Origin of the sequence: Bradyrhizobium arachidis, from assembly GCF_015291705.1 — a bacterium.
GTDB classification, from domain to species: domain Bacteria; phylum Pseudomonadota; class Alphaproteobacteria; order Rhizobiales; family Xanthobacteraceae; genus Bradyrhizobium; species Bradyrhizobium arachidis.
Window position 1 is genome coordinate 1,778,735 of record NZ_CP030050.1, and the last position, 24,020, is coordinate 1,802,754.

14 protein-coding genes and 1 pseudogene are annotated in these 24,020 nt (G+C 57.8%); 13 read left to right on the forward strand and 2 right to left on the reverse strand.

The window, feature by feature from the left end; all coding sequences use genetic code 11:
- Positions 1 to 257 precede the first annotated feature (257 nt).
- Positions 258 to 1,169 (reverse strand): hypothetical protein, encoded by a 912-nt coding sequence (locus tag WN72_RS08640; protein WP_167381040.1) that lies wholly within the window; start codon positions 1,167 to 1,169, stop codon positions 258 to 260.
- A 1,472-nt stretch (positions 1,170 to 2,641) separates the two neighbouring features.
- Between WN72_RS08640 and WN72_RS08645 the strand changes: the two genes are divergently transcribed.
- From WN72_RS08645 to WN72_RS08695, 11 genes and pseudogenes are all read left to right on the forward strand, one after another.
- On the forward strand, positions 2,642 to 2,926 hold the full coding sequence (locus tag WN72_RS08645; RefSeq protein WP_143130754.1) for a hypothetical protein: 285 nt from the start codon (positions 2,642 to 2,644) through the stop codon (positions 2,924 to 2,926).
- Between the two features lie 23 nt (positions 2,927 to 2,949).
- A complete protein-coding gene (locus tag WN72_RS08650; protein ID WP_194482999.1) occupies positions 2,950 to 4,272 on the forward strand; it encodes an NtaA/DmoA family FMN-dependent monooxygenase in 1,323 nt (440 codons plus the stop codon).
- A 101-nt stretch (positions 4,273 to 4,373) separates the two neighbouring features.
- The gene (locus tag WN72_RS08655) at positions 4,374 to 5,996 is read left to right on the forward strand and encodes an ABC transporter substrate-binding protein (RefSeq protein WP_244553892.1); all 1,623 of its coding nucleotides are present in this window, start codon (positions 4,374 to 4,376) and stop codon (positions 5,994 to 5,996) included.
- 4 nt (positions 5,997 to 6,000) lie between these two features.
- Positions 6,001 to 6,957, forward strand: coding sequence for an ABC transporter permease (locus tag WN72_RS08660; RefSeq protein ID WP_244553891.1), 957 nt, complete (start codon positions 6,001 to 6,003; stop codon positions 6,955 to 6,957).
- Between the two features lie 2 nt (positions 6,958 to 6,959).
- Positions 6,960 to 7,817, forward strand: coding sequence for an ABC transporter permease (locus WN72_RS08665; protein ID WP_244553890.1), 858 nt, complete (start codon positions 6,960 to 6,962; stop codon positions 7,815 to 7,817).
- Positions 7,818 to 9,542, forward strand: a complete 1,725-nt coding sequence (locus WN72_RS08670; protein ID WP_092218261.1) for a dipeptide ABC transporter ATP-binding protein — start codon at positions 7,818 to 7,820, stop codon at positions 9,540 to 9,542.
- An 874-nt stretch (positions 9,543 to 10,416) separates the two neighbouring features.
- A complete protein-coding gene (locus tag WN72_RS08675) occupies positions 10,417 to 11,898 on the forward strand; it encodes a pentapeptide repeat-containing protein (RefSeq protein WP_092218259.1) in 1,482 nt (493 codons plus the stop codon).
- Positions 11,899 to 12,091: 193 nt separating this feature from the next.
- On the forward strand, positions 12,092 to 12,973 hold the full coding sequence (locus WN72_RS08680) for a pantoate--beta-alanine ligase (protein WP_092218258.1): 882 nt from the start codon (positions 12,092 to 12,094) through the stop codon (positions 12,971 to 12,973).
- A gap of 330 nt (positions 12,974 to 13,303) precedes the next feature.
- On the forward strand, positions 13,304 to 14,545 hold the full coding sequence (locus WN72_RS08685) for a cytochrome P450 (RefSeq protein WP_092218317.1): 1,242 nt from the start codon (positions 13,304 to 13,306) through the stop codon (positions 14,543 to 14,545).
- A gap of 272 nt (positions 14,546 to 14,817) precedes the next feature.
- On the forward strand, positions 14,818 to 15,171 hold the full coding sequence (locus WN72_RS08690) for a hypothetical protein (RefSeq protein WP_092218257.1): 354 nt from the start codon (positions 14,818 to 14,820) through the stop codon (positions 15,169 to 15,171).
- A 708-nt stretch (positions 15,172 to 15,879) separates the two neighbouring features.
- Positions 15,880 to 17,549, forward strand: a pseudogene (locus WN72_RS08695) (hypothetical protein); the annotation flags it as partial.
- Between the two features lie 1,892 nt (positions 17,550 to 19,441).
- Here WN72_RS08695 and WN72_RS08700 read toward each other — a convergent pair.
- The gene (locus WN72_RS08700; protein WP_167381039.1) at positions 19,442 to 20,806 is read right to left on the reverse strand and encodes an MFS transporter; all 1,365 of its coding nucleotides are present in this window, start codon (positions 20,804 to 20,806) and stop codon (positions 19,442 to 19,444) included.
- Between the two features lie 374 nt (positions 20,807 to 21,180).
- On the opposite strand from WN72_RS08700, the gene WN72_RS08705 reads away from it, so the two are divergent.
- Complete coding sequence (locus WN72_RS08705; RefSeq protein WP_143130753.1) at positions 21,181 to 21,420, forward strand: hypothetical protein; 240 nt, start codon at positions 21,181 to 21,183, stop codon at positions 21,418 to 21,420.
- Between the two features lie 424 nt (positions 21,421 to 21,844).
- Positions 21,845 to 23,968 carry a prolyl oligopeptidase family serine peptidase gene (locus WN72_RS08710; protein ID WP_092218253.1) on the forward strand — a complete coding sequence of 708 codons (2,124 nt, stop codon included), beginning with the start codon at positions 21,845 to 21,847 and terminating at the stop codon, positions 23,966 to 23,968.
- Positions 23,969 to 24,020: the final 52 nt, after the last annotated feature.

The window sequence follows — 24,020 nt, forward strand, 5'->3', positions numbered from 1 at the left end:
ACGTTAGCTTTCCAAAACCTGATCTGGCCGGGCGGAAAGTAAGAATGAATATTGGTCGGCAACTGCCTTTTCGAACCCGACGACGAGGCGGCGAACGTAAAGACGGTACAGGCTTCGGCTGAAATTCTGATTTTCCAGGTGCGGTACGCGAGCCACCTCCCCTGATGGCCAGCTCGGCGGGAGCAGTATAGACGGAGCGAAGGCTGCTTTCGATTTCCGAACATCGAAAACAGCCAAGTTGTGCTAAGCCTCCACTCTTAATCTTCTTTCCCTGACTTTCTGTAGGGATTCGATGCGCTCGCGGTCCGATAGTCATCCAGATTCCCGCCCAAAAACAGTACCTCGCGCTCCTCAGTTGGGGTATCACTCACCCACGCCAGATTGGGTTCATCATCCTCAGTCCCGTCCTCAAGAATACTGACGATCTCGTCGGCCGTCCAAGCGGTGATCCTTGGCACCGTGTACGTGTGCAACTCATTCGCATTTTCCGCGATCACTTTGGCGCCATACTCGTTGTCGTCGTCTGGCGAGAGGAGCAATTGGGAGGCCTCCTCGGACAGCGACACAAAGGGCGAAGAAGTGGTGTCGCCCCTCATGTGCTCTGCCGCTGCGCGACCCAGATCAAGTCGTTGGCCTCCCCAGATATTCCAGGGGGCGGCGTCGAAACGCGAAGCCGCCATGGAACGCAAATGGGCCATTGCACTCTGATTGGCGAACCCGCGCGGCTTGCAATGGCTAGCGTGGTTTTGGAAGCGCTGCAGCTCCAAGTATGAGGATGCCACCACGTCGTCGTGAACGCGGCTACTATCCACGCCGCCGGTCGACGGTCCAGTCGCTCCTGACCATGGCGTTGACGTCTGCGCGGCGAGTTCGATTTCCCTTCTGAGTTCCGCAAGGCTCGCGCAGGTCAGCGTCACGGCGAGTTGAGCGCGCGCTTTTACAAAGGATGCGGCTGTGCACCGTTCGTTCTTCGGAATAAGGTCCGCTCTCCTATTGCCATCCGTTGCAGTTCGGGTCGATCCAGCGCCGGCTGAAGCTGGTGCTGGGAGGACTGGCCGATGCTCTCTAAGCCGCAGCTCAAAGTCTGCTTGCGGCGCGGTCTCTTCCTGTTGCGGCTCGACGCAACTGATGCGAGCCGCGGACGGGTTCACCTTGTCAAATGGGTCCATTCCATTCTCACTGGTTGCCTTGTCAATATCATCGAGCAAAGTTGGCCCGATGAGGATCAGAGGCTGAGCCGGGCGCAACTCTCGATAAAATTGCAGCGGACGGTATGTTGAGGGCGTGCGGAACGGGCTGAGCCAGGATCCAGGTCCTTCTCCTCCAGGTCTTGAGCCATCAAGTGGGCCTGCTAGTCCGATAGAGATGTTACTATGCTAAAGGGCTTAGCTGTCGAATAGCTGACCAGGCCCATTGGTTGAAGTAAAGTCCGGGCCCTTGCCAGCTGTGCTGGCGGGCCTGTTGTTCATTGCAGAGTTGAGTTTGGCGAGATGGACCCTTCGCCCCTGTCCAGCTCCACGGCAGCGCGGTGTGAATGGTCTGGGAGAAGCGGTGCGCGAAAGAGCTGCAATCGGTGAGCTTGCGCTGGGTGGATAAGTTTATCTGCGTCAGCTTGCATTGTGCGCAAGTCGATGTCGTTGAAAGGCTCGTCCAGGGGCTAGCTCTGATCCGAGTAGCCGATGCCGCAGCCATCGGGCTCGTGATTGCGCCGGTCTGGCGTGAAGCTCATTGTGCTTTGTTGGGACTGCTGTTTGGGGCGAGGAGTTGCGCGGGCGCGGCGAAGGCTGGTCGCAAAACACGACCCGCTCGATGCAATTCAATCCAGACATCCGCCGCGAGACGTTGGATTGCCAACCAGACGTGACATGACCACGAACGATCCATCCCGAGATGGCGTCCCACTCCCATGCGCCGGTAAGTGAGGCGGTCCGATATCCAGCTGGGTGATTTCGTCGACGTTGATGCGCCGCGATTCTTGATGCTCAAAGGCGGCTGTGTCCAAGGTAGCTGAGTCCGGTGCACATATCGGCGCGCTCGTGGGGCCGTGAAGACGGGCCTTTTTGGCAAATTGGCGGTGCGTCATCACACCCGTAGAGTACGCGAGGACATGCGCCGCGCGCGCGAGAATTAACGACGCTCCAGCATCCTCGAATCCAGCGCAGCTTCGAAGCGTTGCCGTAACGCGGCATCTATAATCTCGAATGGTTCATCGCATTATTAGATGCTGGGCTTGGCGACGCCTTATTGATCGGATGTCACTTTGCAGCGCGGCAGCAAGCGGTCGACCGATCATGTCGCGCCAAAATTGCCGTGTGTTCTCGATCGCATCGCGGTTATCTCTTTCGCGGCGCGCCGGCGCTCCCAATTGCAGCTGCTGCAATTGCGCAGCGCGTGTTCGGTGAGCCTGATCAGAGAACGCTGGGGATTACGCGAGGGAAGGTTAGAAACGGCAATAGAAGAGGATGCCAAGGGACGATAGTAGATTGAAATACTCAACTATTGCGTTTGCATGGTCTGGACCTCTAAAGATCCTCTAGCATGATCATTAGCTCGCTCGGTCGGGAGTCCAAAACGATGCGAATCCCATCCAAACATCTTCCTGAAAAGGAGCTGGCTTCTTGATGAATTCTGGAGAGCCGATGTGAATGTACTCGTGTGGAAGCAGCCCGCCGCTGGAGACAAGCTGTCAGGTCGGTGTCAATCGGCAACCAGCGTGGTCGAAGCTCTTCTTGGCCGCGCCCGCTCGGAGAAGATCGCAAGACCTACCAAAAGCTTCTTTGGTGACATTCTTCTCACATCAGCCGGCTGTTTGTTGTCTATCCCTCAAATTGGCTGCCCGGAGCACATGCAAGGTGCGCTTGCGCGAAAGCGCAGGCTGGCTGTCAACAAGGCCCGCCAAGCAGCTCAGATGCCGCCGCATGAGTGACGGTTATTTCTTCGGGTAACTCCATGCTTCATCTTGGCTTAAATCTTCATGGTGCCGGTGGTCATTCCGCCGCATGGCGCTGGCCGGGCACGAATCCAAGCGCCTTTTTCGACATCGAGCACTACGTTCGCGCTGCGAAGATTGCGGAGCATGGTCTGATGGATGCTGTATTCCTCGCCGACACCCCCGCGATAAGTTCCGACATCACGCACCAGCCGCCGCTTAATGGGCTCGAACCGACGCTGGTTCTCGCTGTGATTGCACGTGAAACGGATCGGATTGGTCTGATTGCGACGGCGTCGACTACCTACAACGAACCATACAATCTTGCCCGGCGCTTCCAATCGCTCGATGTCATCAGCCGCGGGCGCGTTGCGTGGAATGCGGTCACGACGTCGAGTCCGGCGACGGTTGCGAACTTTGGCGGCCGAGAGGTTGGGCGAGCGGATCGCTACAGACGTGCGGAGGACTTCGTTGAAACGGTCCGTGCTCTCTGGCTGAGCTGGAGCGGCGAGATAGTCATCGCCGATCAGGCTGCGGGCGTTTACGCAGATCAGAGCCAATTTCGCCTGCTCGATCCCGCTACCAATAGTTTCGGCATCCGGGGCCCACTTACGCATCCCGCTTCGCCTCAAGGCCACCCAGTCATCGTTCAGGCTGGCGGTTCGGATCCCGGATTACGGCTTGGCGCCCGCAGTGCAGATGTCGTGTTTGCGGCAGCCGGGGACTTGTCAACGGCGATGCAGGAGGCAGAGCGCCTGCGCGCGCTTTCTCGGCAATTCGGCCGCCCTGCGGCCCCGCTCATCCTGCCAGGACTTGTCACCTGTATCGGGGGTACCGAGGAAGAAGCGGTTCGTCGCAAGAAAAACCTTGACGGACTCCTCGATATGGAGCGCGCCATCGCTGCTCTTGCACGAAGCATGGGCGTGGCAGTCGAGAAGCTCAGCCTCGAAAGGCCAATCCCGGAGGAGATCTTGCCTGCTGCAGATGATGTTCCGTTTTCTGTCGGTCACCATCGCACGATTGAGACTCTGGCGCGTCAAGGTCGGACGGTTCGCGAAATCATTAGCAGCGTTCAAGCGTTTGGGCACCGCGTGCTCGTGGGTGCGCCCGAGCAGATCGCAAACTCGATTGAGGCATGGTTTCGCGCTGGCGCGGTTGATGGTTTCAACATCATTCCGGACGTGCTGCAAGATGGCACTTCAGCGTTTGTCGACAATGTGGTGCCCATCCTGCAGAAGCGCGGGCTCTTTCGCAAAGAATATCGTGGGCAGACGCTGCGAGAGCATTTCGGGCTTTCCATTCCGTTCGGGCCGGCACGAGCCACAGCTAGCCCACCGCTATGACGCTTCCTCAACATCAAATGATTTGGAGACTGGATATGCATTTGTCGAATGCGCGGTCAACGAGGCAATTCACTGGAAAGTCGGACTATCCAGCAAGAACCGTGAAGGTGGCCCTCCTCGTGCTCTTGGGCCTGTCGCAACTGCCGTCAAGTATTCATGCTCAAGAAGGGGTAGCCGGGAGCGTGAAGCGAGGAGGCGTTATTCGTTACGGGCACTTTCAGGAGCCGGCGTGCCTCTTCGGAGGATGGGTGCAGCAATGGTATCTGCAACGCCAGTACAGCGATAATCTGGTCGCCCGCAGCGAGGATGGCAAGATTGTGCCATGGCTGGCCGAGTCATGGACAATTTCCGATGACAAGAAGATATACACATTCGAGATAAAGCCGAATGTGAAGTTCACGGATGGCACTTCTCTGGATGCGCAAGCCATTGCGGACAACATCAACGGATGGCTCAGCAGCGCCCCTGATCTGCGTAATCCGACTGCTGCTCCGTATCTTAGCGATAGCTTCGAATCGGCAACAGCAATCGCTCCTCTGAAGTTACAGGTAACCTTGAAGGTGCCGTTTCAACCCTTGCTGAACGTGTTTGCTCAATCCTCGCAAGGCATTCTCTCACCTTCCGCGCTCAAACGCGGACTTGCGGTAAACTGCGAGAACCCAGTCGGCTCAGGTCCATTCATTGTCGACAAATGGCGTCATGGACGGGAGGTCACCTTCCGCCGCAATCCCGACTACAACTCGGCGCCGGCCACCGCCAAACATCAAGGGCCGGCTTACATTGACGGAATCAGCTGGAAGTTCCTGCCAGATCAGACCGTGCGGTATGGCTCGTTCATCGCGGGCGAGACCGATGCCATATACGATATCCCAGCTATCGCATGGAAGGAGGCCAATTCCCGTTTTCCATTATTGCGGCACATTACTGGCGGTACCCCTCTGCGCCTGGCGTTGTATACGGCACGGCCCCCATTTGACGATGTGCTCGTCCGCAAGGCGTTTGCCTATTCTACTGACCGGAAGGCCGCAGTCGACACATCATTCCTTGGCTCTTTGCCATTTGAAGGCAACGGTGCGCTGAGTCAGAGCTCGCCGGAATACCTGCCTGAGCTCGGGCAGTCGTATACGTACGATATTCGGAAGGCCAATCAATTGCTTGACCAGGCGGGTTGGACCGAGCGTAATCCTAGCGGCGTTCGTGTTAAGAATGGCAACCCGCTCATCGTGCGCGTGTCCTATTCGAACGCTTTTCTGAAGCCAGATGGCGAGCAAGCCTTGCAAGTTATCCAGCAGCAGGCAAGAGCGGCCGGTTTTGACGTACGTCTTCAGCCTACCAATCCAGCTGATTTCTTCGCAGGAAAAAACCTCGGACCCGATGATTATGAGATTGTTCTCCTCTATTGGGTTGCCCCCGGCGCGGAGATATTCCGGATCTCGTGGAAGCCCGATCAGAAGGGCGAGACTAATCGCTTTAATCCCTCACGCTATCAAGATCTGACGCTTTGGGACATCATTCAAAGGGCGGAGCAGGAACTCAATGGGGCGCAACGTGTCGCCCTCTATCAGCAGGCGGAACGGAAGATCGTGGATGAGGCTCCTGTGATTGGCCTCACGGTGCTGGACGTAACGTTGGCGACCAAGCCAAACCTCAAAGACGTTTGGCTGGACCGCGGCTCGGTCGGCGAACCCGTTTTCTATGACGCTTATTTCGATGATGGGAAGTGACGCCGTGAAAATAGCAGCCCATCATCCCATTGTTTGGTTCGCGCGCCGGATATTCTCCGGTGTGGTCGTGGTGTGGGCTGCCGCAACCTTCGCGTTTTTGATCCAATGTGTGCTCCCTGGGGACCGCGCCCAGATCATCATCAATGCGACAAGCGGCAACGTCGGAGTCGCGTCCTCGGCGGAACTTGCGGCGATCAATGCGAAATACGGATTTGATCAACCGCTCGCGGTTCAATACGGAAAATACATACTGCGAATCCTGCATGGAGACTTTGGCGAGTCGTACCAGCAGCATCGGCCTGTCGCAGGGATCATCGCGGAACAGATTGGCCCTACCATTATTCTGGCGGTCACCGCGCTGCTGTTCGCATGGATTATCGCAGTCCTGACGACCTTGTTCATCGCCGGCAGAGACAACATGTGGGCGAAGTTGCTCAATGACACGCAGGTCTTTTTTGCGACCGCGCCGCCCTATTGGCTGGCCACAATTCTGCTGGTTGTTTTTGCGGTAAAGCTGCGCATTTTTCCGGTCATCGGTGGAAGTTCTCCGGCCGGGCTCATTCTGCCGACACTTGCGTTGGCTCTTGAACTATCGGGCTTTTTCGGACAAGTCGTTCAGAACGAGTTCACGCGCGTGCTCGAGCAGCCGTTCGTTACGTCCGCGCGGGCCCGAGGCATGAGTGATTTCGGCGTCAGGCTTCGCCACGTCCTCCGCCATGCCGCATTGCCTGGCATTAGTTTATCAGGTTGGGCGCTCGGCAAACTGCTTTCGGGCGCGATTTTGATCGAGGTGGTTTTCGCCCGTCAAGGCCTAGGTGGAGTCCTTGTTGCTGCAACGTCCTCGCGAGACGTTCCGATTGTCTCGGGAGCTGTTCTGGTCTCTGCGGGCCTGTTCGTTCTTGTTAGTTTGATTGTCGATCTGACTTACCGGGTGGTCGATCCGAGGATCAGGTTGACATAAGCATGTTCGCCGAAGCCACCGTGTCTCGTTCGCTCAAAGAGGTCCTGGCAATCGTCGGCCATGTTCCGTTCCGAGTTGCCGCCTGTCTTATCATCATTGGCCTCTTTGCCCTCGCGGCTGTGGCGCCAAAGGTGCTGCAGACGCACGATCCGCTCGCTATTGATTTGAGATCGTCACTACAGTCTCCGTCGATCGCCCATTGGTTGGGAACTGATCAATTGGGTCGAGATCTTTACTCTCGAGTAGTCGAGGGGGCAGGCCAATCGCTGGCTATTGGACTAGGCGCGACGGCGCTGAGCATGTCCATTGCGATCGTTTTCGGCGTCGCCGCCGCAATTTCTGGTGGCGTATGCGACAGCATCCTGAGCCGGATTGTCGATATGCTCTTCGCAATTCCCACGCTCCTGCTCGCCCTTGTGTTCGTGACCGTTTTTGGGCCGTCGGTATTGACTGAGGTCATAGCTGTCGGAATCAGCACAGCGCCAGGCTATGCGCGCATGATCAGGGGCCAGGTGCTTGCCATCAAGGGGACAGGGTATGTGGAGGCCGCCAAGGTGCTGGGCCATCCATTTCCCCGTATTGTCTGGAGGCATATACTTCCCAACGCCATGAACCCGCTGACGGCAATGATGACGATCGGCGTAGGTCAGGCGATTATATGGGCCTCCGGTCTTGCTTTTCTTGGACTCGGCGTCGCTCCCCCGGCGCCTGAATGGGGCGCGCTGCTCAATGCCGGGCGCAATTATGTAATCTACGCCTGGTGGCTGGAGATCATACCCGGTTTGGCAGTTACGGCGTTTGCCCTCAGCCTCACCATCATCGGGCGCCATCTACAGGACCGTCTGGAAGGAAAAACGTGAATGTCACAGGGTCGGCTACAGCCTGTCCCGCAGCAGCCAGACCTCCTCACGGTCGATTCGCTGCGTGTTTCCTTCGGTCGCGCCACCGACGAGAAAGCGGTTGTGCGCAGCATATCCTTCTCCCTCCGACCGGGACGGTGTCTTGCGATTGTCGGTGAATCCGGCTCGGGCAAGAGCGTGACTGCGCGGGCTCTCATAGGCCTCGCTGGTCGCTACGCCAATGTTCATGCACGCCAGCTAAGCTTCGACGGAACGAGCCTGATGGGTCTTAGCGATCGTGCCTGGCGGCGCATCCGCGGCAACGAGATTGGCTTTGTATTACAAGATGCACTCGTCTCACTTGATCCGCTTCGCCGGATCGGCAAAGAGATCGGTGAAGGCTTGCTCCTCCACGGCGCGGTATCATCGCGCAAGGAACTCGCGCAGCGCGTCATTGCTCTTCTTAAGCTCGTCGGTGTCCCCGACCCCGAGACCAAGGCCAAGCAGCTGCCGCATCAGTTATCCGGCGGCCAGCGTCAACGGGCTCTCATCGCTTCGGCACTTGCGCTCGATCCCCGCATCCTGATCGCCGACGAGCCGACGACCGCTCTCGATGTGACGGCGCAAGCTCATGTGCTGTCGCTCCTTGAGGAGACCAAAACGAGGGGCAAGGCTCTGATTCTGATCAGTCACGATCTGGCAGTGGTCTCCCGCGTGGCGGATGAGATCCTCGTCATGCGAGAAGGCGAGGTCGTCGAACGCGGTAACGCCGGCCAAATATTCAAAGATCCGGAGCACCCCTATACTAAGCAGCTGCTGGACGCCGTGCCATCAGGCCGGCCGCGCGGCTCACGCCTCTCACCATCCGCTATTGTGCGTGCGCCTGCCCGGCAAACGCAGCCAGAAGTGCAATCCCCACCGAAATCTCGTCCCATCCTGCTCGAAGCGACAAGTCTGGTGAAGCGCTTCAAGGGCCCGGATGGCACTTTACGGACGGCTGTGGACGGCGTCTCCTTCGAACTGCGATCCGGCGAGACTTTGGGCATCGTAGGTGAGTCCGGATCAGGAAAGTCAACGATGGCGCGCATGGTCCTGGCGCTCGAGGAGCCTGACGAGGGAGCCGTTCAGTTTGCAGGCCGGCCTTGGACCGCGCTCGCCGAGCGCGAACGGCGGGCTCGGCGGCGGTCACTATCGACCATTTACCAGGATCCTCTTGGCTCGTTTGATCCACGTTGGACGGTCGGACGCATCATATCCGACAGCCTTTCGAGCGACGTTGAGACGCGGCGCAAGCGGCAGGAGCGCGTTATCGAGCTGCTCGATCTGGTCGGGCTATCCCAGGCCTTGCTGGACCGACGACCGCTCGAGCTCTCGGGCGGTCAGCGCCAGCGCGTTGCGATCGCCCGCGCGATCGCGCCAAATCCTGCCGTCATCGTCTGCGATGAGCCGGTCTCGGCGCTCGACGTCTCGATCCAGGCCCAGGTCTTGGACCTGCTCGGCTATCTGAAGGACCGCGTCGGCGTAAGTTATCTCTTCATCTCGCACGATCTCAGTGTTGTTCGCCACATCAGCGATCGCGTCATAGTTATGCGCCGGGGGAGAATCGTCGATAGTGGCGCCACTGAAGAGATATTTCGCAATCCAGAGTCTGAATATACCAAGAGCCTTATCGCCGCCATGCCGCGTCTTGTGCGCGACCACCAGATAGGTCATTCAGCTACGATCCTCGAAGAAGGCATCGCATGAACGCCTTCGAATCCGATTCTTTATCATAAAATTGTCTATCTCCGATCGCGGGGCATTCGCCTTTGCGCGCCGAGTTGGTCACGATTACGGGCTCGTTCACCGCTCGAACAGGACAGTCTGTGGCACGGGTTCCCACTAGATGGACCGGTCGGCGCGCGGAGCAGGGCGAGTCGAGTTCTAACCCTGAGCTCGGCGATCCGCAAATGTCGGATTGCAAGTCATCGATTGCGTGCTCGCAAAGGACAGGCGGCTCTTGCGCCCCTGCAAACGAGCTCGCAATCTTCGCTTTCACGATAGCCTTGCCATCATGGTGCGGTCCCTGACAACGAGAGTGTGTATGTCAGGTTCAAAACATTCGGCGTCAATAATGATTTCAAGACGCCTATTCAGCCGTTAATTGCGACTGATGCGGCTGGCACGGTCATTGCTATCAGAAATGAGGTAACGCCGAGTAGGGGCCCACTTCAGCCCTGTGAACGATCACTTTTCCCCCCGGAAGCCGTGGGTCCATCTGAAAAACAAGCAAGGCCCTGAAGTTTTCGCATTCGGTTTGATGGAGAGCGAATTGGATTTGCCTAGAAGAGCCGACGAGACAAATCGCAACGACTGGACGGCAATGTCAAAAGACGGTTGCGTTGTCAACGTTGCCGGACTCGGTGAACGTCAGCGCGCGGCAGTGGGGGCGCATGACTAGAATTCGGATGACGTGCTCAAGCCTGCCGGCTGCGGAGGTCACCGACACAATAGGCGCCTCATCGAGGCATCGTGTCGTCATTTCGCCGACGAGTTCGCCACAGGTCGCATAGCTTACCTTCAAGGCGGAGCAAGAGAGGTCGATAACAGGCCCCCGTAATCCGGGCAATACGGAATCGTCATGTCGCAAACGATCGGCCCTGATAGTGAGTGCACCGCGAATGAAGGGGCAGAGCACTGGTCAGATCCGAAGCACAATCTATCATCAGATGGCGACTTTGTTCGGTACTGGAGCCGAGCTGCCGATCGGCTGCGCGCGGTGGCTGCGGTTGGGAGGCGAACCGAAGAGGCGATCGGAAGGACCGGGATTGGCTTGCAGCTATCGTCCGAGAACTTTAACGGTCACGACCTGTCAGACTTCCCGTTGCGACGCTGTACCCTCAATCGTGCGCAGCTCTACGGAGCAAAGTTGGATCGGGCAGACCTTTCTGGGGCGAATCTTATCTGTCCGGGGCTGGAGAGGGCAAGTTTCCGTGGGGCCAAGCTCGATTATGCGTATATGCATGCGATTGCAGCGCAGGTGTGCAACTTCGACGATGCCAGTCTGCGCAATGTAATTGATGCAACAGGCAGCCTGTTCCACGGTTGCAGCATGAAAAGGACACGCTTCGATAACGCCATGCTCAGCGGACTTCTCGCTTACCAATGCGACGCGAGTGATGCTGTATTCGATGGCGCGGAGCTACAGGGTTCGACCATTAATGAATGTTTCCTTCCTTCCGCTTCCTTCCGCTTTGCCAAGCTGAGCCAACTCACGATCACGAAATCACATCTGGCGTCTTGCTCGTTCTTCCAGTCAAAGGGGAACTGTTTATCGATTGTGCGTCCCACCTCGGTCGATGGTCTTGTCCTGGAAGGCGCTCATCTTCCGTATCTGAGACTCTCAAAGGTAAGCGGCCGCATCGCAGCGAGAGGCATGTGCGCACCATTTGCTGATATTCACTTGTCAAATCTTCCAAATGCGGAGCTTGAGCAGACGGACCTGACCGAGGCACGGCTTCTATCCGTAAGCTTGTCCAACGCAAACCTCGTCGGTGCCGTGCTTAACGGTGCATCCATTCATTCCTGCGAGCTCGACGGAGCGGACCTGTCTCTGGCATCAGGCGAATGCATTTCTATAACAGAGAGCACAATGCGAGCCGCCAAATTATCTGGCTTTCGTGGCCGCTCTAGCTTTGTGCGCGACTGCGATCTCGAACGTGCAGACCTATCCAATGCTTACCTTTACAGGTCGATGATCACCGGTGATCCCCCGCAATCAATGGCACTGGATAATGCAAATCTCGAAGGATCGAATCTCGTTCAGGCATATCTCGCCGCAGGAATGACGAGAACCAATCTGGAGGCAACGCGGGCCGCGTACGTTCGCATGAATCAATCGTCCTTGCGCGAGGCGAACCTGAGTGGGATGTCGCCGTTCCAAGCCAGCTTCGTAAAGGTGGACTTTTCGGGCGCTAAGATAACCACATTCGAGCCACCGTTCTTTGCAGACCGATGTCCGGGCCTACAGGCCGCTCTGAAGGGGGATCAGCCACGCGCGTCATCAAGCTATCTGACTGAATTCTCATCCTTGATCAGACGGGGTCGAGAAGGGTCTACCTGACGGATTCGGGGACTGCAAAATAGAAGGCAATGCAGTGTCGGCGAGCTTAGGACAGGTCTGGGCGGTCGTTCGTGCTGTGAGCGAGCGCTTAAGCGCTATGGGGCTACCCTGGCATCGTCGGATACGAGAGGCAGGGCAGACCTTTGCGATCCGACCGACGCTCTTTTGGCATTCAAAGAGACTGGAGTAGAAAATGCATCTGGCATGTCTTTCCGCAGGTAAAGCGTTCATCCGGGAGGTGGCGAGAACAGGGCAGACTATCGGGACGGTACATACTCTCGGAGCCCTGCATCTTGGGCATGCAGAACTGATCAAAAGGGCGGCATCGGAAAATGACGTCGCGATCGTCACAGTCTACCCGAACAAGATCCAGCTTAGGCCGGGTGGGAGCTACGACTTCAATTTGGACGACGATATTGGACTTGCATTGCGTTCGGGAGCAACTGCCGTAATTTCCTCCAACGACACCGAAATGTTCCCGCCTGGCTATCGAACCTTTGTATCGCAAGGCGACTGTCATTTGCGTCTAGGGGGACCCGAGGCCTATTTGCAGGAAGCCGTTACCGGGGCAGTCCGCTGGATCTGCTATGCAAAGCCGACTCGCAGCTACTTCGGCCTGAAAGATATCGGTCAGGCGATCCTGGTGAAGCGCGCCGTCGCAGATCTCCTTCTGGATTGCGAGATAAGGTTTGTGCCGACCGTGAGATACAAGAACGGAGTGCCCATTTCGTCGCGTCTGAGACGATTTAGCCGTTCCGAGCTTGATGAGCTGTCCTGCCTTTTCACCGCACTCAACCATTCGAGGAAAGAGATCGCACAAGGGGCATCTAGTGTGAAGGATCTGGTCGCGTCCGCCACATCTCAGATCAAATTCCGGCACTTTAAACTCGATTTTGTTCGAGTCGTCGGCGCTAACAACTTCGAAGACCTGGAGCAAGTCGAGCTCCCTTTCATAATTTTGGGAGCGGCAACGGCTCATGGTCTCAGGATCTTCGATAATATCTACGTTCCAGATCAAGATACTCTCGTGAAGGGTCCTTCGGATATCTGGATCGATCTGCCTGAACAGTCCTAGCCAGGCGACTATTCATCCATGACCTTGAGAAAGCTATCCGTTCCGGCCGTATCTCAAAGCGAGGGTCACCTTATGAAGGTGTACTCGGCTTGATCTTGCCTCCAGCGCATAGCCATCGCCAACCAGCGCTGAGAGCTCTCACCGATCCTTTGAGTAGATCGACTTGGAAAGTCAACGCGATCCTTACTGCCTGACATGGTAGGGCGAGGCTAGCTGCACTGTGAGGTAGCCTGGTCGAGCGGCCCGTCGCGGCCCAGCGCCGCGGCGGCTCGAAGGCGACGAATCGCACCACGCCGTAAACTCTCGAGAGCAGAATCTGCAGAGATGATCATGACAAGGCGATCGGAAGATTATGGGGCTGACGATTCGTGTGTTATCCCGCTGAGCAAGCTGGATGTAAGCGAGGGTGACCGCTTTCGAGACGACAGCATGTGGGCTTGCTTTGAGCGGCTGCGAAAGGAAGATCCCGTTCACTACTGTCAAGACAGCGCTCATGGTCCATATTGGTCCGTGACGAAATACCGGGATATCGTAGCCGTCGACACAAACCACAAAGCGTTCTCGTCCGAACAAGGTGTCACTATTGTCGACGTGCCTGACGAGCACTGGACCCCGAGCTTCATCAAGATGGGGCCTCCCAAGCACGCCGAGCAGCGCAATACCGTGAGCCCGATCGTCGGACCGGAAAGCTTGACGAAGCTCGAAAGCTTGATCCGGTCTCGGGTCAGGGCGATTCTCGCGGGCTTGCCACGCAATGAGGCCTTCAACTGGGTGGACATGGTGTCCATAGAGTTGACGACGCAAATGCTCGCCACGCTGTTCGACTTTCCATTTGAGGATCGGCGACTGCTGACCTATTGGTCAGACGTTGCTGTTACAGCTCCGAAAGCAGGCCATGCAATCGACAGCTGGGACAAGCGAAGCACCATCTTGTCCGAGTGCCTGGAGTATTTCAGCCGGCTTTGGTACGAGCGCATCAATGCCGAGCCGCGCCTCGACTTGATTTCCCTGATGGCGCATTCGCCCGCCACACGCCTGATGGAGCCGAGCGAGTTTCTCGGAAATCTGATTCTGCTGATCGTTGGGGGAAACGACACCACGCGCAACTCAATTACGGGGGGCCTCCTGTTCATGAGTCAATATCCCTCCGAGCTGCGAAAGCTAATTGACAATCCCAAGCTAATCTCAAGCGCCGTGTCCGAGATTATTCGGTACCAGACGCCAATCGCACATATGCGCCGTACCGCCGCGATCGACAGCATCATAGGCGGAAAACAGATCAGGAAAGGCGACAAGGTCGTCATGTGGTACATCTCCGGTAACAGGGACGAAGAGATCATTGAGGACGCCGACTATTTCATGATCGACCGCAAAAATGTGAGGCAGCACCTCTCGTTCGGATTCGGCATCCATCGCTGTCTTGGTCGACATCTTGCGGAACTGCAGTTGAGAGTCCTCTGGGAAGAGATTTTGTCTGCGCAATTGGGGTTCGAGGTTGTCGGCGAACCCGAGCGGATTGCGTCTAACTTCGTGCACGGCTATTCCGCTCTTCCCGTGCAGATTGCAGCCTAAGCAAAAGTTGTTCTACTCACGCGGGCGGCGGAGCGGGCTTGCCCTGAACCATGTTTGGTTTCTGCAAGCAGCGCAGCTGCGGTGATCGATGGAAACAATGCTGCATGTCGGAAGCTAATTACCGGCCCGGCAAACGCTTGGAAAGGCCTGCGAGAAGCGATAGGTGAGGCGCGCGTCTCCGCAAGCGCTTGGCATGCCGAAAATTGAACCTCAACGGCTACTCCGATGCAGGTCTCCGGGCCACCCTCGAATAGCCGAAACCATAGAGGGCAATGACCGTGATATTGAAAATTGTAGCTGTGGCAGCAATTTTCCTTGGAGAAGCTCTTTCGATATTCGCCGAGTTAATTGCCTCAAGGAAATTCGGAAAGGCCGGTGGCGATCTGGCGATGCTTTGGCCGATGTTTCTCCTGGTATGCTTGGGTGGCATCCTGCTCGTTCTCGGATACGCGCTGGGCTACATGCATCTGAAGAATATTTGGATCATTGTCGCGATATCCGTGGGAGCGATCCTGGTCGTGGAACCGATACTCACGGTTCTGCTCTTCAGAGACGTGCCGACCGCCGGTTCGCTGATTGGGCTGGTTCTCGGTGCGTTTGGTGTGCTCGCTGCAATGTTTCTATGAAGGTGATCTCACCGGACCCGGATGGGCGCCGCACTTTTGTGAAATGCAGCCCGAGGATCTGTGGAAGGTCATTTCAGCTGGTTGGAACGAGGAAAAATATCGATGCTGATCGTCCCTCAGTATCTCGTCATCGGTGTACGGCCGCTAGATTGTTAAGCTCTTATGTCGAAGTCCCCTTACCGTTAGTAGGACGCGTGTGGCGAGCGTAGGTCTGCCAATTATAAGCTGGCCATTTCTGCTTGACCATAATTCGCCGATTGGGCGCCGACTGTTCTCCCGGCTACCACTAACGTTTGGCGGACGGCTTGACTCAGTCGGCGTCGACAGAGCCACCACCAGAGGGGCAAGACTCGTACCGGATCGCGTCAAGGCCAGAGCACCTCAGCCGCTGTCACGTCGCGGGTGCTTACACGGACGCGGTTACCCGCATCGCTCTGTTCAGCAACATCAGAGCTCCGGCGGAAATGGAACTTCAGGTGACTCGGCTTTCTTTTGCATCCGCAAGAGCGCTTTTGGTCAGCTAGTCGTCAGTCACACGGTCTATCCAGACGGGCTGCACATTCGCGACTTTTATTGAAGACGAAGCATGACAGGCATTGGCCGACCCGGCGCATCGGAAGTTGGGGCCGTAGGAGCCGGCAACACCGAAGACGTGAGCGGTTCGAGCATGGAGCCCAGCCTCTTCCCGGGAGCACGCAGTCAATCTTTTCGAACCACTATGCAGCCCACATGGAATGGTGGGGAAAGAAGGTGTTGCGCCTTGATCGGATACAGTCTGTCTGTGCGGCTACTGCCCACTTGCCAAGCAGCACGCCCGAGATGCGCAAGGCCGAAGAGGCTGCACTGAGACTGCATACTGGCTGGGCTCTCAATACGAGGTGCGTGTATCTGCAAACGCGGATTGCTCTCGCGAAGCTCTTGATTGACTCGCGAGCGAGCACGCTCGACCCAGACGTGCGCGATGCCCTGATGGACGAGAGCGGGCGGGTGCGTCTGCTCGAGACCTTCGTCGGGGATGTTTTTCCGGCATTCGTCTCCACGTGCGACGCCGTACTGCACCGCGATGGAGCAGTGCTCGACGCGGAGCATCGCGCCGTTCTGGAAGGAGTCATGGAGCGGCTTTCGGAATTTGCATCTGGGCTGAGCGGCATGGTTGCCAGCCTGAGGCAGGTCGGAACGGGAGCTGAAGTTCCCCTGCAGTTGCTGGACGAGATCGAGGAAGGGGCGTGGGTGACCGCGAACGAGGTCATGCGGCTGCTTGCATTGCAGCCAACTACGCCAGCCACGATTGAACGGCCGGCTTGGGCTGCGCTGCCGGAAAATACTGCCGGGGTGAGCCAAGGCAATTCAGGCAGAAAAGGAAAAGGAAAAGCAAAAGCAAAAGGAAGGCGCGCGGCGGCTGCAGGCGAGGGGAGTTCAACGGCCAGCTCATCCGAGCCGCAACTCGCCAGGCCCGATACCGCTACGGCTCCGACGCGCAAGGTTATCGTGCGCTCAGATCTCGGTACCAAGAAGCTCGCCACCATGGAGGAAGCACGCGCCTCATCCGCTGCAACCGAGCACCTCCAGATGTGGCAGGCGCCGCCGTCCAAGGAAGCCTGGCGGGATTACCTGAGCGATTGGACAAGCTGCTGCAGTTCGATCTGCCGGCTCAGCAGAGCGCGGTCTCGCAGGTGCGCCAGATGAAGCCCGAGGATGCCGAACACGTCTTGGGTCGGGTTATTACGCGCTTGCAGACGCAGGCCGACGAAAGTGGGGCCTGTGTTACCGCGCTGCAGGAGCCTCGCCGACGTGGCCTGCTCACGCCTTCGCAAGTTCCCGAAGTGCACGACAAAATAGTCCGGCTCAATGGGATGTTGTCCGAGCTGCAGGGACAGGCAAGATCATTGAAAGCGCAGAGGGCAGTGATCACGAGTGATTGCATGAAGACCTACCCGTTTCCATCGCAAGAGTACCTCGACCAGCTGCGCGCGGCGGGGGAACTGGAGTCAGTGGATCCGCCGCGCGCCTTGAAGGGAGAGCCAGGGAAGCTATTCGAGATCAAGCTGCAGCCCAGGGCGCTGCGCAGCGGCGCGATGCCAAGGCCGATGTGGGGGCACATCCATACCGAGCGGCCGGTTCATGCCTGGCAATTGGCAACGCTTAGCGATCGCGAATTCGCCGCCTGCCACGTGAAGTCCGACGAACAGCGCGGATACAATCAGCATTGGCAGAACGCGCGAGCCGCCGAGGGTCACGAGAATGTCGTGATCCACCGCGGCAAGCTCACTCCTGCGTTCTGTAGGTCCTTGTTGAGCACCGCCGCTGGCCAGCCGTGGCAGCCGCTTCCCGATCCGCAGCACGTTTCAGCGCAGCTGGCTCAACTGCGGATCGAGTGAGCTGGTTGTCTTGCGGCGGTGAGCCGTTCGGTGGCAGCGTTCATGCCTTAGAATCGGCTCGGCGCATTGCCTGAGCAGCGCCTTGGTCCTTCAGCTCCATCTTACAGAAGAACGGAGCCTGGGAGAGAGCACACCTCACTGCACGGTTACCAGCCGGCCCGGAGGATTGTCGGTTGTTCCGGAAGCAAGCTGCCATTCCGGGCAGTGGCGAACATCGGCGCCGATGCGAGAAGTTAGGCCGCCGAGTATTGCAGATGGAGAACATGTACCTGATGCCGGCGGCCCGCCCGGATGTAACAGTGCTTTCACCTGCCTGCCCGCGGCAAACTGGCGCGCAAACCATCGGCAGAGCTTCAACAGATCGCGGATGGTCCGGGTGCAGGGGAGCTGACCATCAGGGCAGCTTTGACGAATCAAATGGGGCGGTGCACAACAACGCTGCCTGTTTGCTACTCTTGCAAAAGGCTACGACGGCCCCAGCATCACGCCTCCTTGGCCCCCAAAAGATGCTGGGGCTCGTCGTTCTTCCTTGAGCTTCCCGAGCCGAGTGACGTCAAAGGTGCTTTGTTTCAACTGCTATGGCGCGCCGAGCCGCGCCGACAATCCCAATACATGAACGCATGGTCAGTCATGTCGCTGCTTGTTCAGTCGCCGTCACGAGCGACCGACCGGCGGCATCGCCCGAAGAGGGCCTCCACCGCCCGATCAGCTTGGCGGAGACTGTCCATTGAGTCAGGGCCCGAGCTCACGACAGCGACATAGGTCTGACCGTCTTTTACAGCTCGATGCCATGCGCCCTAAGCACCCGGTGCATCACCGCGCCTTTGATCTCGCGGGCGATCTCGCTAACGACTTGAGGTCCTAACGTTCGCACGGCATCGATATCGCCCGTAGGCCTGCTTCGGCGAGCCGTTGGTTAAGCCGCGTGTGAAACTCGTCGCCCGTCGCCTCAACGATCTTCGCACTCCTCCCAGCGCTGAGGAGCAATCGTGCGTCTCTAACTGTGACGCAAGTGAGTTTGGGGCAGCGCATGTTCGCGACCATGAAAAGCGGCTATGGTCTCGCTCGGACGTTGAAAAGAAAGATCCAAGAAAACGCTCTGCTCGAGCACCACGAGACATACATCGACGGCTCCCTCGTCGAGCGTTCCATCACGAAGCAGATTTGCAGGTTACGAGCGGGTTAAGACTGAGCCATACGGTGATGTCCGAGCTTATCCATTCCGTAGATAGATCTGATCAAGAAAATCAATTTTACCGCTTACAGGGTCGTCATATAGACCCTCGAGGACGGTTGGGGCTAACCTAGGGAAGCGATTTCTCGAATGAAAAAGTCTGTGTTAGTGACGGCGAGCGCCCTCGCGCTTGCAACGGCGGCGGTGCCTCCTTTTGCTGCAAAAGTTGCCGCGCAACCGGTTGCCGGCAGGGTGGGGGTAGCCGATACATCATATCCTCAGTGCGCGGACGACCCGTTGGAAGGTATCTGCGACCTGTTCTTTTGTTTGACCGATCCCTCGTGCGTGCGACACTGAGGACGGAAAACAAATCAAGCAGAGAACGAGGATCGAGCCTCGTGCGGCCGCTTGCTCCGACTGCGGCCGCGTCCTCGTGCCGCACGGTTACGCTGGCAGATGGTGCAAGTGGCGCCATCTTAATTCTCTTAAGTTGATCAAAGCGATTGCTCACTTTCAGCCAATCGTTGACCACCGCCAATCGCGCAGCCGCCGCATCGGCGTAGGTTGGGTAAACGGGAAAAGTCGTTTTAGATCCCGATGCTGTGTTCCGATGCGAGCCGCAGCTCGATCTAAAACTAGTCGAATTTCTATAGCTATTCCATGTCACGCCCGTAGCGCCCTTCGGTTCGATGGTTCGCATTTCGGACGTCATGGATGTCTATTCTTCCCGGCTGTGCCGAGGTAGCCGTCGTGGCATTAGGAAGGTTCGTTTATGGTCGGGCGTCAAATTGAGTGGCGCCGTCTCCGGCATCATGAGCATGGCAAAGAGCCCGGCCGCGGCAGCGAAAAGCATGTACCATGCGGGCACGAGTGGGCTCCCGGTGAGGTGGATCAGCCAGGTGACGATCGGTTGAGCTGTGCCTCCGAAAATCGCGATCGCAAAAGCGTAAATCGTCGCGAAGGCGCCGCCACGAATGTTCCTGGGCAAACCTTCGGCCATGCTCACGTAGAAGGCGCTATACGGAATCGTTCCGATCAGGGTGAGGGCGCCGAGACCTCCTAGAAGGGCGAAGGCACTGCGGCTCTCTGCAATCCACAAGAATACCGGATAGGTCATCAGCAATGCGCTGACCTGCGGCCATATCATGATGCGACGACGGCCTGCGCGGTCGGCGAGCAGGCCGCCCAGCAGTGCTGCAGCAATTCCGCCCGCATTGCTGATGAGCGTGATAGCAAAGGCAAGCGGCGCGGAAACGTGGAGGGTGTTCATCGCGTAGGTGGTCATATATCCCGTCACATAAGTCGTGATCGTGCAGCTGGCCAAGATGACAAATCCCAAGCTTATGATGCGGCGATCGGCACGCGATTGGCCTCCAGGCTGGGTGACCAGAACGTGCGCCTCGGGCCGATGCAACGTTTCGGGTAAGCCGCTCCGCAGCCAAAGTCCAAACGGCAACGTAGCGGCGCCGAGCGATAGCGCGATCCGCCATCCGTACGCATTGAGCGCTTCGCTTGTCATGGTGAGCGAGAGTATTTCTCCAACCAACGCTCCGGCCGTCGCAGCTATCTGTTGGCTCGCGGGCTGAAAGGAGACAGCAAGACCGCGCGCCTCAGCGGGGGCCGCTTCCATCAAGTAGGCGGTCGTCGGACCCACTTCACCTCCGAGAGCAAAGCCTTGCAGCAAGCGTGCGAAGACGACCAGTGACGGAGCGGCAAGTCCTATTGTCTCATACGATGGAGTGATAGCTAACAATAGGACCGCGGCACTCATCATGGTAAAGCTGGCGGTCATCGCGGGCCGTCGGCCGGCCCGATCCGAATACGAGCCGAGGACGATGGCCCCGATCGGTCTGGTTACAAAACCTGCGCCGAAGGTTGCGAGTGAAAGCATGAGGCTAGCGAAAGAGTCGGTTGTCGGAAAGAATGCTTGGCCGATCTGTATCGCGAAAAAGCTGTAGGTCCCGAAGTCGTAGAATTCGAGAATATTGCCGATGGTTGCGCCCAACACGGCGCGGCTCGTCAAGCGTTCCTCTGCGGGATCGAGGACCGGCTCCAGTCTCTCTCGAGTAGATTGCCTCGACATCCTCGACCTAATCTGAAGCGCGATTCCGACCCAAGATTTTGGCCAGACAGGACGCACCGTTGCATTGCGCTGCCCGCTCCCGTCCCTCACGGCCATTTCGCCAGGCAATATGTAGGCTGAAGCGTGTCACGACGAAGCTCACCGTAACGTCTGCAATAAAAATGCCGGCCTCTCCGCCACCATTTAGCCCTTGATCTGATCGCTGGCCTGGACGGCAAAGACAAATATGCGAACCTGCTGCATTCGTCAGGTGGCTGCAGACTTTTGCGCTCTGTGGCGAGTGTGCGACAAAATCGACGGGCGTCGCACACCACTGACGACTCGAGCCATTCCGCCTCGGGCCAGGTTGCGTCCGCTCGGTGCTTGGACGCTGCGTGGATAAGCTCCGGCAGGAGCCGAAATTGGCGGCGTGGCGCCCCATGCATGCGCCGCTAATGTCGGCGAACCAGGCTTCGGAGATCGCCCGCCTGCGCCAGGAGAACGAACAGCTGCGCATGGAGCGCTATCTCTCAAGAAAATCGACCGCGATCTTTGCCGGAACCGGAACAGTCATTTCGGACGGCTACAGAGGCCTTGTCGAGAGCTTCGCCGATTCCTGCTCGATGCGCGTCTAAAACGCTACATGGTTTAATTTTACCGAATGCTTTCAGCGATACCCCTTCCAACGTTTGCGAGGTGAGCCACATGCTCAAGGCAATTCACGCCTAGCAGAGTTGTGAGTGGCCGAACGGACGGCGCAAGCGATCCTCGAGGATCTACGCACTGCGACGATGAGCAAGGCGGCCGCTGCGCAACATGCCGCCCTTACTAAGAGCCGACTGTCAGGTTTGAGACGGACGTCCAAAAGTCGACACTTACATGGGGCGGAAACGCCTGGAGAATCTCCAATATTCAAGCGGCACGCTGCTTGCTCCATCGACAGCCAGCGGACGCAATTCCCGCATGCCCGCGCTTTGACGCCGAGTATGCATCTTCCGAATTCTTCCCCTCACCTAGCAAGACACTTAAGTCCGGCTGGCTAACTTCAGGACAACTCCCATGAAAAGTTCGCTTTTTCTCGCAGCGTCGCTATCCATGAGCTGTTTGATGGCCGCGGGATTGCCCCAGACGCTAGCGCCTGCGACCGGCACCGAGGATCCTTTTCTTTGGCTTGAGGAGATCGAAGGGCCGCGCGCACTGGCTTGGGCTCACACCGAGAACGCCAAGACACTCAATGCGCTCCAATCCGATCTACGTTACCAGCGCTTCTACGGCGAAGCCCTCTACGTTCTTCAGGCCAAGGACCGGATTCCGTACGTCTCATTGGGACGGCGCGGTCTCGATAATTTCTGGCAGGACGAGAACCAGGTGCGCGGCGTCTTGCGGCGTACGACGCTTGAAAGCTATCGCACCCAGAGCCCTCGATGGGAGACCATCCTCGACGTCGATGCTCTCGCTGGCGCGGACAAGAAGAACTGGGTTCTTAAAGGGGTGAGCTGCCTTCCGCCTGAAGAGCGCCTATGCTTGCTCAACCTGTCCGAGGGCGGAAAAGACGCTGTGTTCGTCCGGGAGTTCGACGCAGTCGCCAAAACCTTCGTCACGAACGGATTTGAATTTCCCGAGGGAAAACAGGAGGTCACTTGGGTAAACCGTGACACGGTCCTAATTGCACGAGATTGGGGCGAAGGGACCATGACGCAAGCTGGTTACCCTTTCGTTGTGAAGGAGCTCAAGCGCGCTCAGTCGCTCGTGAAAGCGCACGAGGTCTTCCGTGGGGAGCCGACCGATGTCGAGGCCACACCATTCGTGCTGCGCGACAGTGAAGGCACGATCCATGCGACCGGCGCCATCCGCAGCATCAGTGCGTTCGAGCATGAGTATGTTCTCTTTGGGTCCAAGCCGACTAAGCTCAATCTGCCAAAGAAGGCGACCATCGGGGGCATCGCGAGTGGTCGCCTGCTGGTGACGCTAAACGAAGACTGGATGCCACCGTCCGGAGACACCCCCTTCTCAGCCGGCTCGATCATCTCGTATGACCTGACCGAATGGAAGCAGGATCCGCTGCACGCCAGACCCACGCTCGTTTTCAAGCCTGGGCCTCGACAAGCGCTCAGCGGATTCACGGCCACAAGAAACTTGTTAATCCTAACGATTCTCGACAATGTTCAGAGTAGGGCGTTTGTCTACAAGTACCATCAGGGCGCCTGGCAGGTCACGCCTATCCCGCTTCCAGAGAATGCGACTGTCGGTCTGGCTGCGGCATCGCATGAAACGGACGAGGCGATGTTCACCGTCTCCAGCTTTCTTAGCCCGACGATGCTCTGGTACTTCGATGCTGCAACCGAGCGCCTTGAGACACTGAAGGCGACACCTCCTAGGTTCGACGCCTCGAGACTTGTCGTCGAACAGTTCGAGGCAATCTCGCGCGATGGCACCCGCATTCCTTACTTTCTGCTACGACCCAAGAGCGCAAGGTTTGACGGATCAACTCCAACGCTTCTCTATGGCTATGGTGGGTTTCAGATTCCGCTCTGCCCCTCTTACGCGGGCCTCACGGGACGACTTTGGCTCGAGCAGGGAAACGCGTATGTTGTCGCGAACCTGCGCGGTGGCGGTGAGTTCGGGCCCCAATGGCACCAGACTGCTCAAGGCGCAACGAAGCAGCGCACATGGGATGATTTTATCGCCGTCGCGGAGGACTTGATCCGTCGCAAGATCACTTCTCCCCGCCGGCTGGGCGTCGTCGGCGGTAGCCAAGGAGGCCTCCTGGTAGGGACCGCAATCACCCAACGACCCGAGCTCTTCAATGCGGCCATCTTACAGGTTCCGCTGTTCGACATGGTTCGGTTCACCAAGCTGGGCGCCGGAGCCTCCTGGATCGGCGAGTATGGCGATCCCACCATTCCCGAACAGCGCAAGTGGCTCGAGGCCTACTCGCCCTATCACAGGTTGGTGCCAGGAAAGATCTACCCGGCCCCCTTCATTCTCACGTCCACCAAGGACGACCGCGTGCATCCAGCGCATGCCCGCAAGGCAGCGGCGAGGCTCGCTGCGTTGGACCAACCGTACCTCTATTATGAGAATACCGATGGGGGGCATAGCGCCGCCGCCAACCTCATTGAACAGGCACGCCGGATCGCTTTAGAATATACCTATGCATCCCGGCGGCTTGTCGATGAGTGATGTTGAGGACTAAGAACTCCTTCAATGATGACGCTCGGCGGACGACGTTATC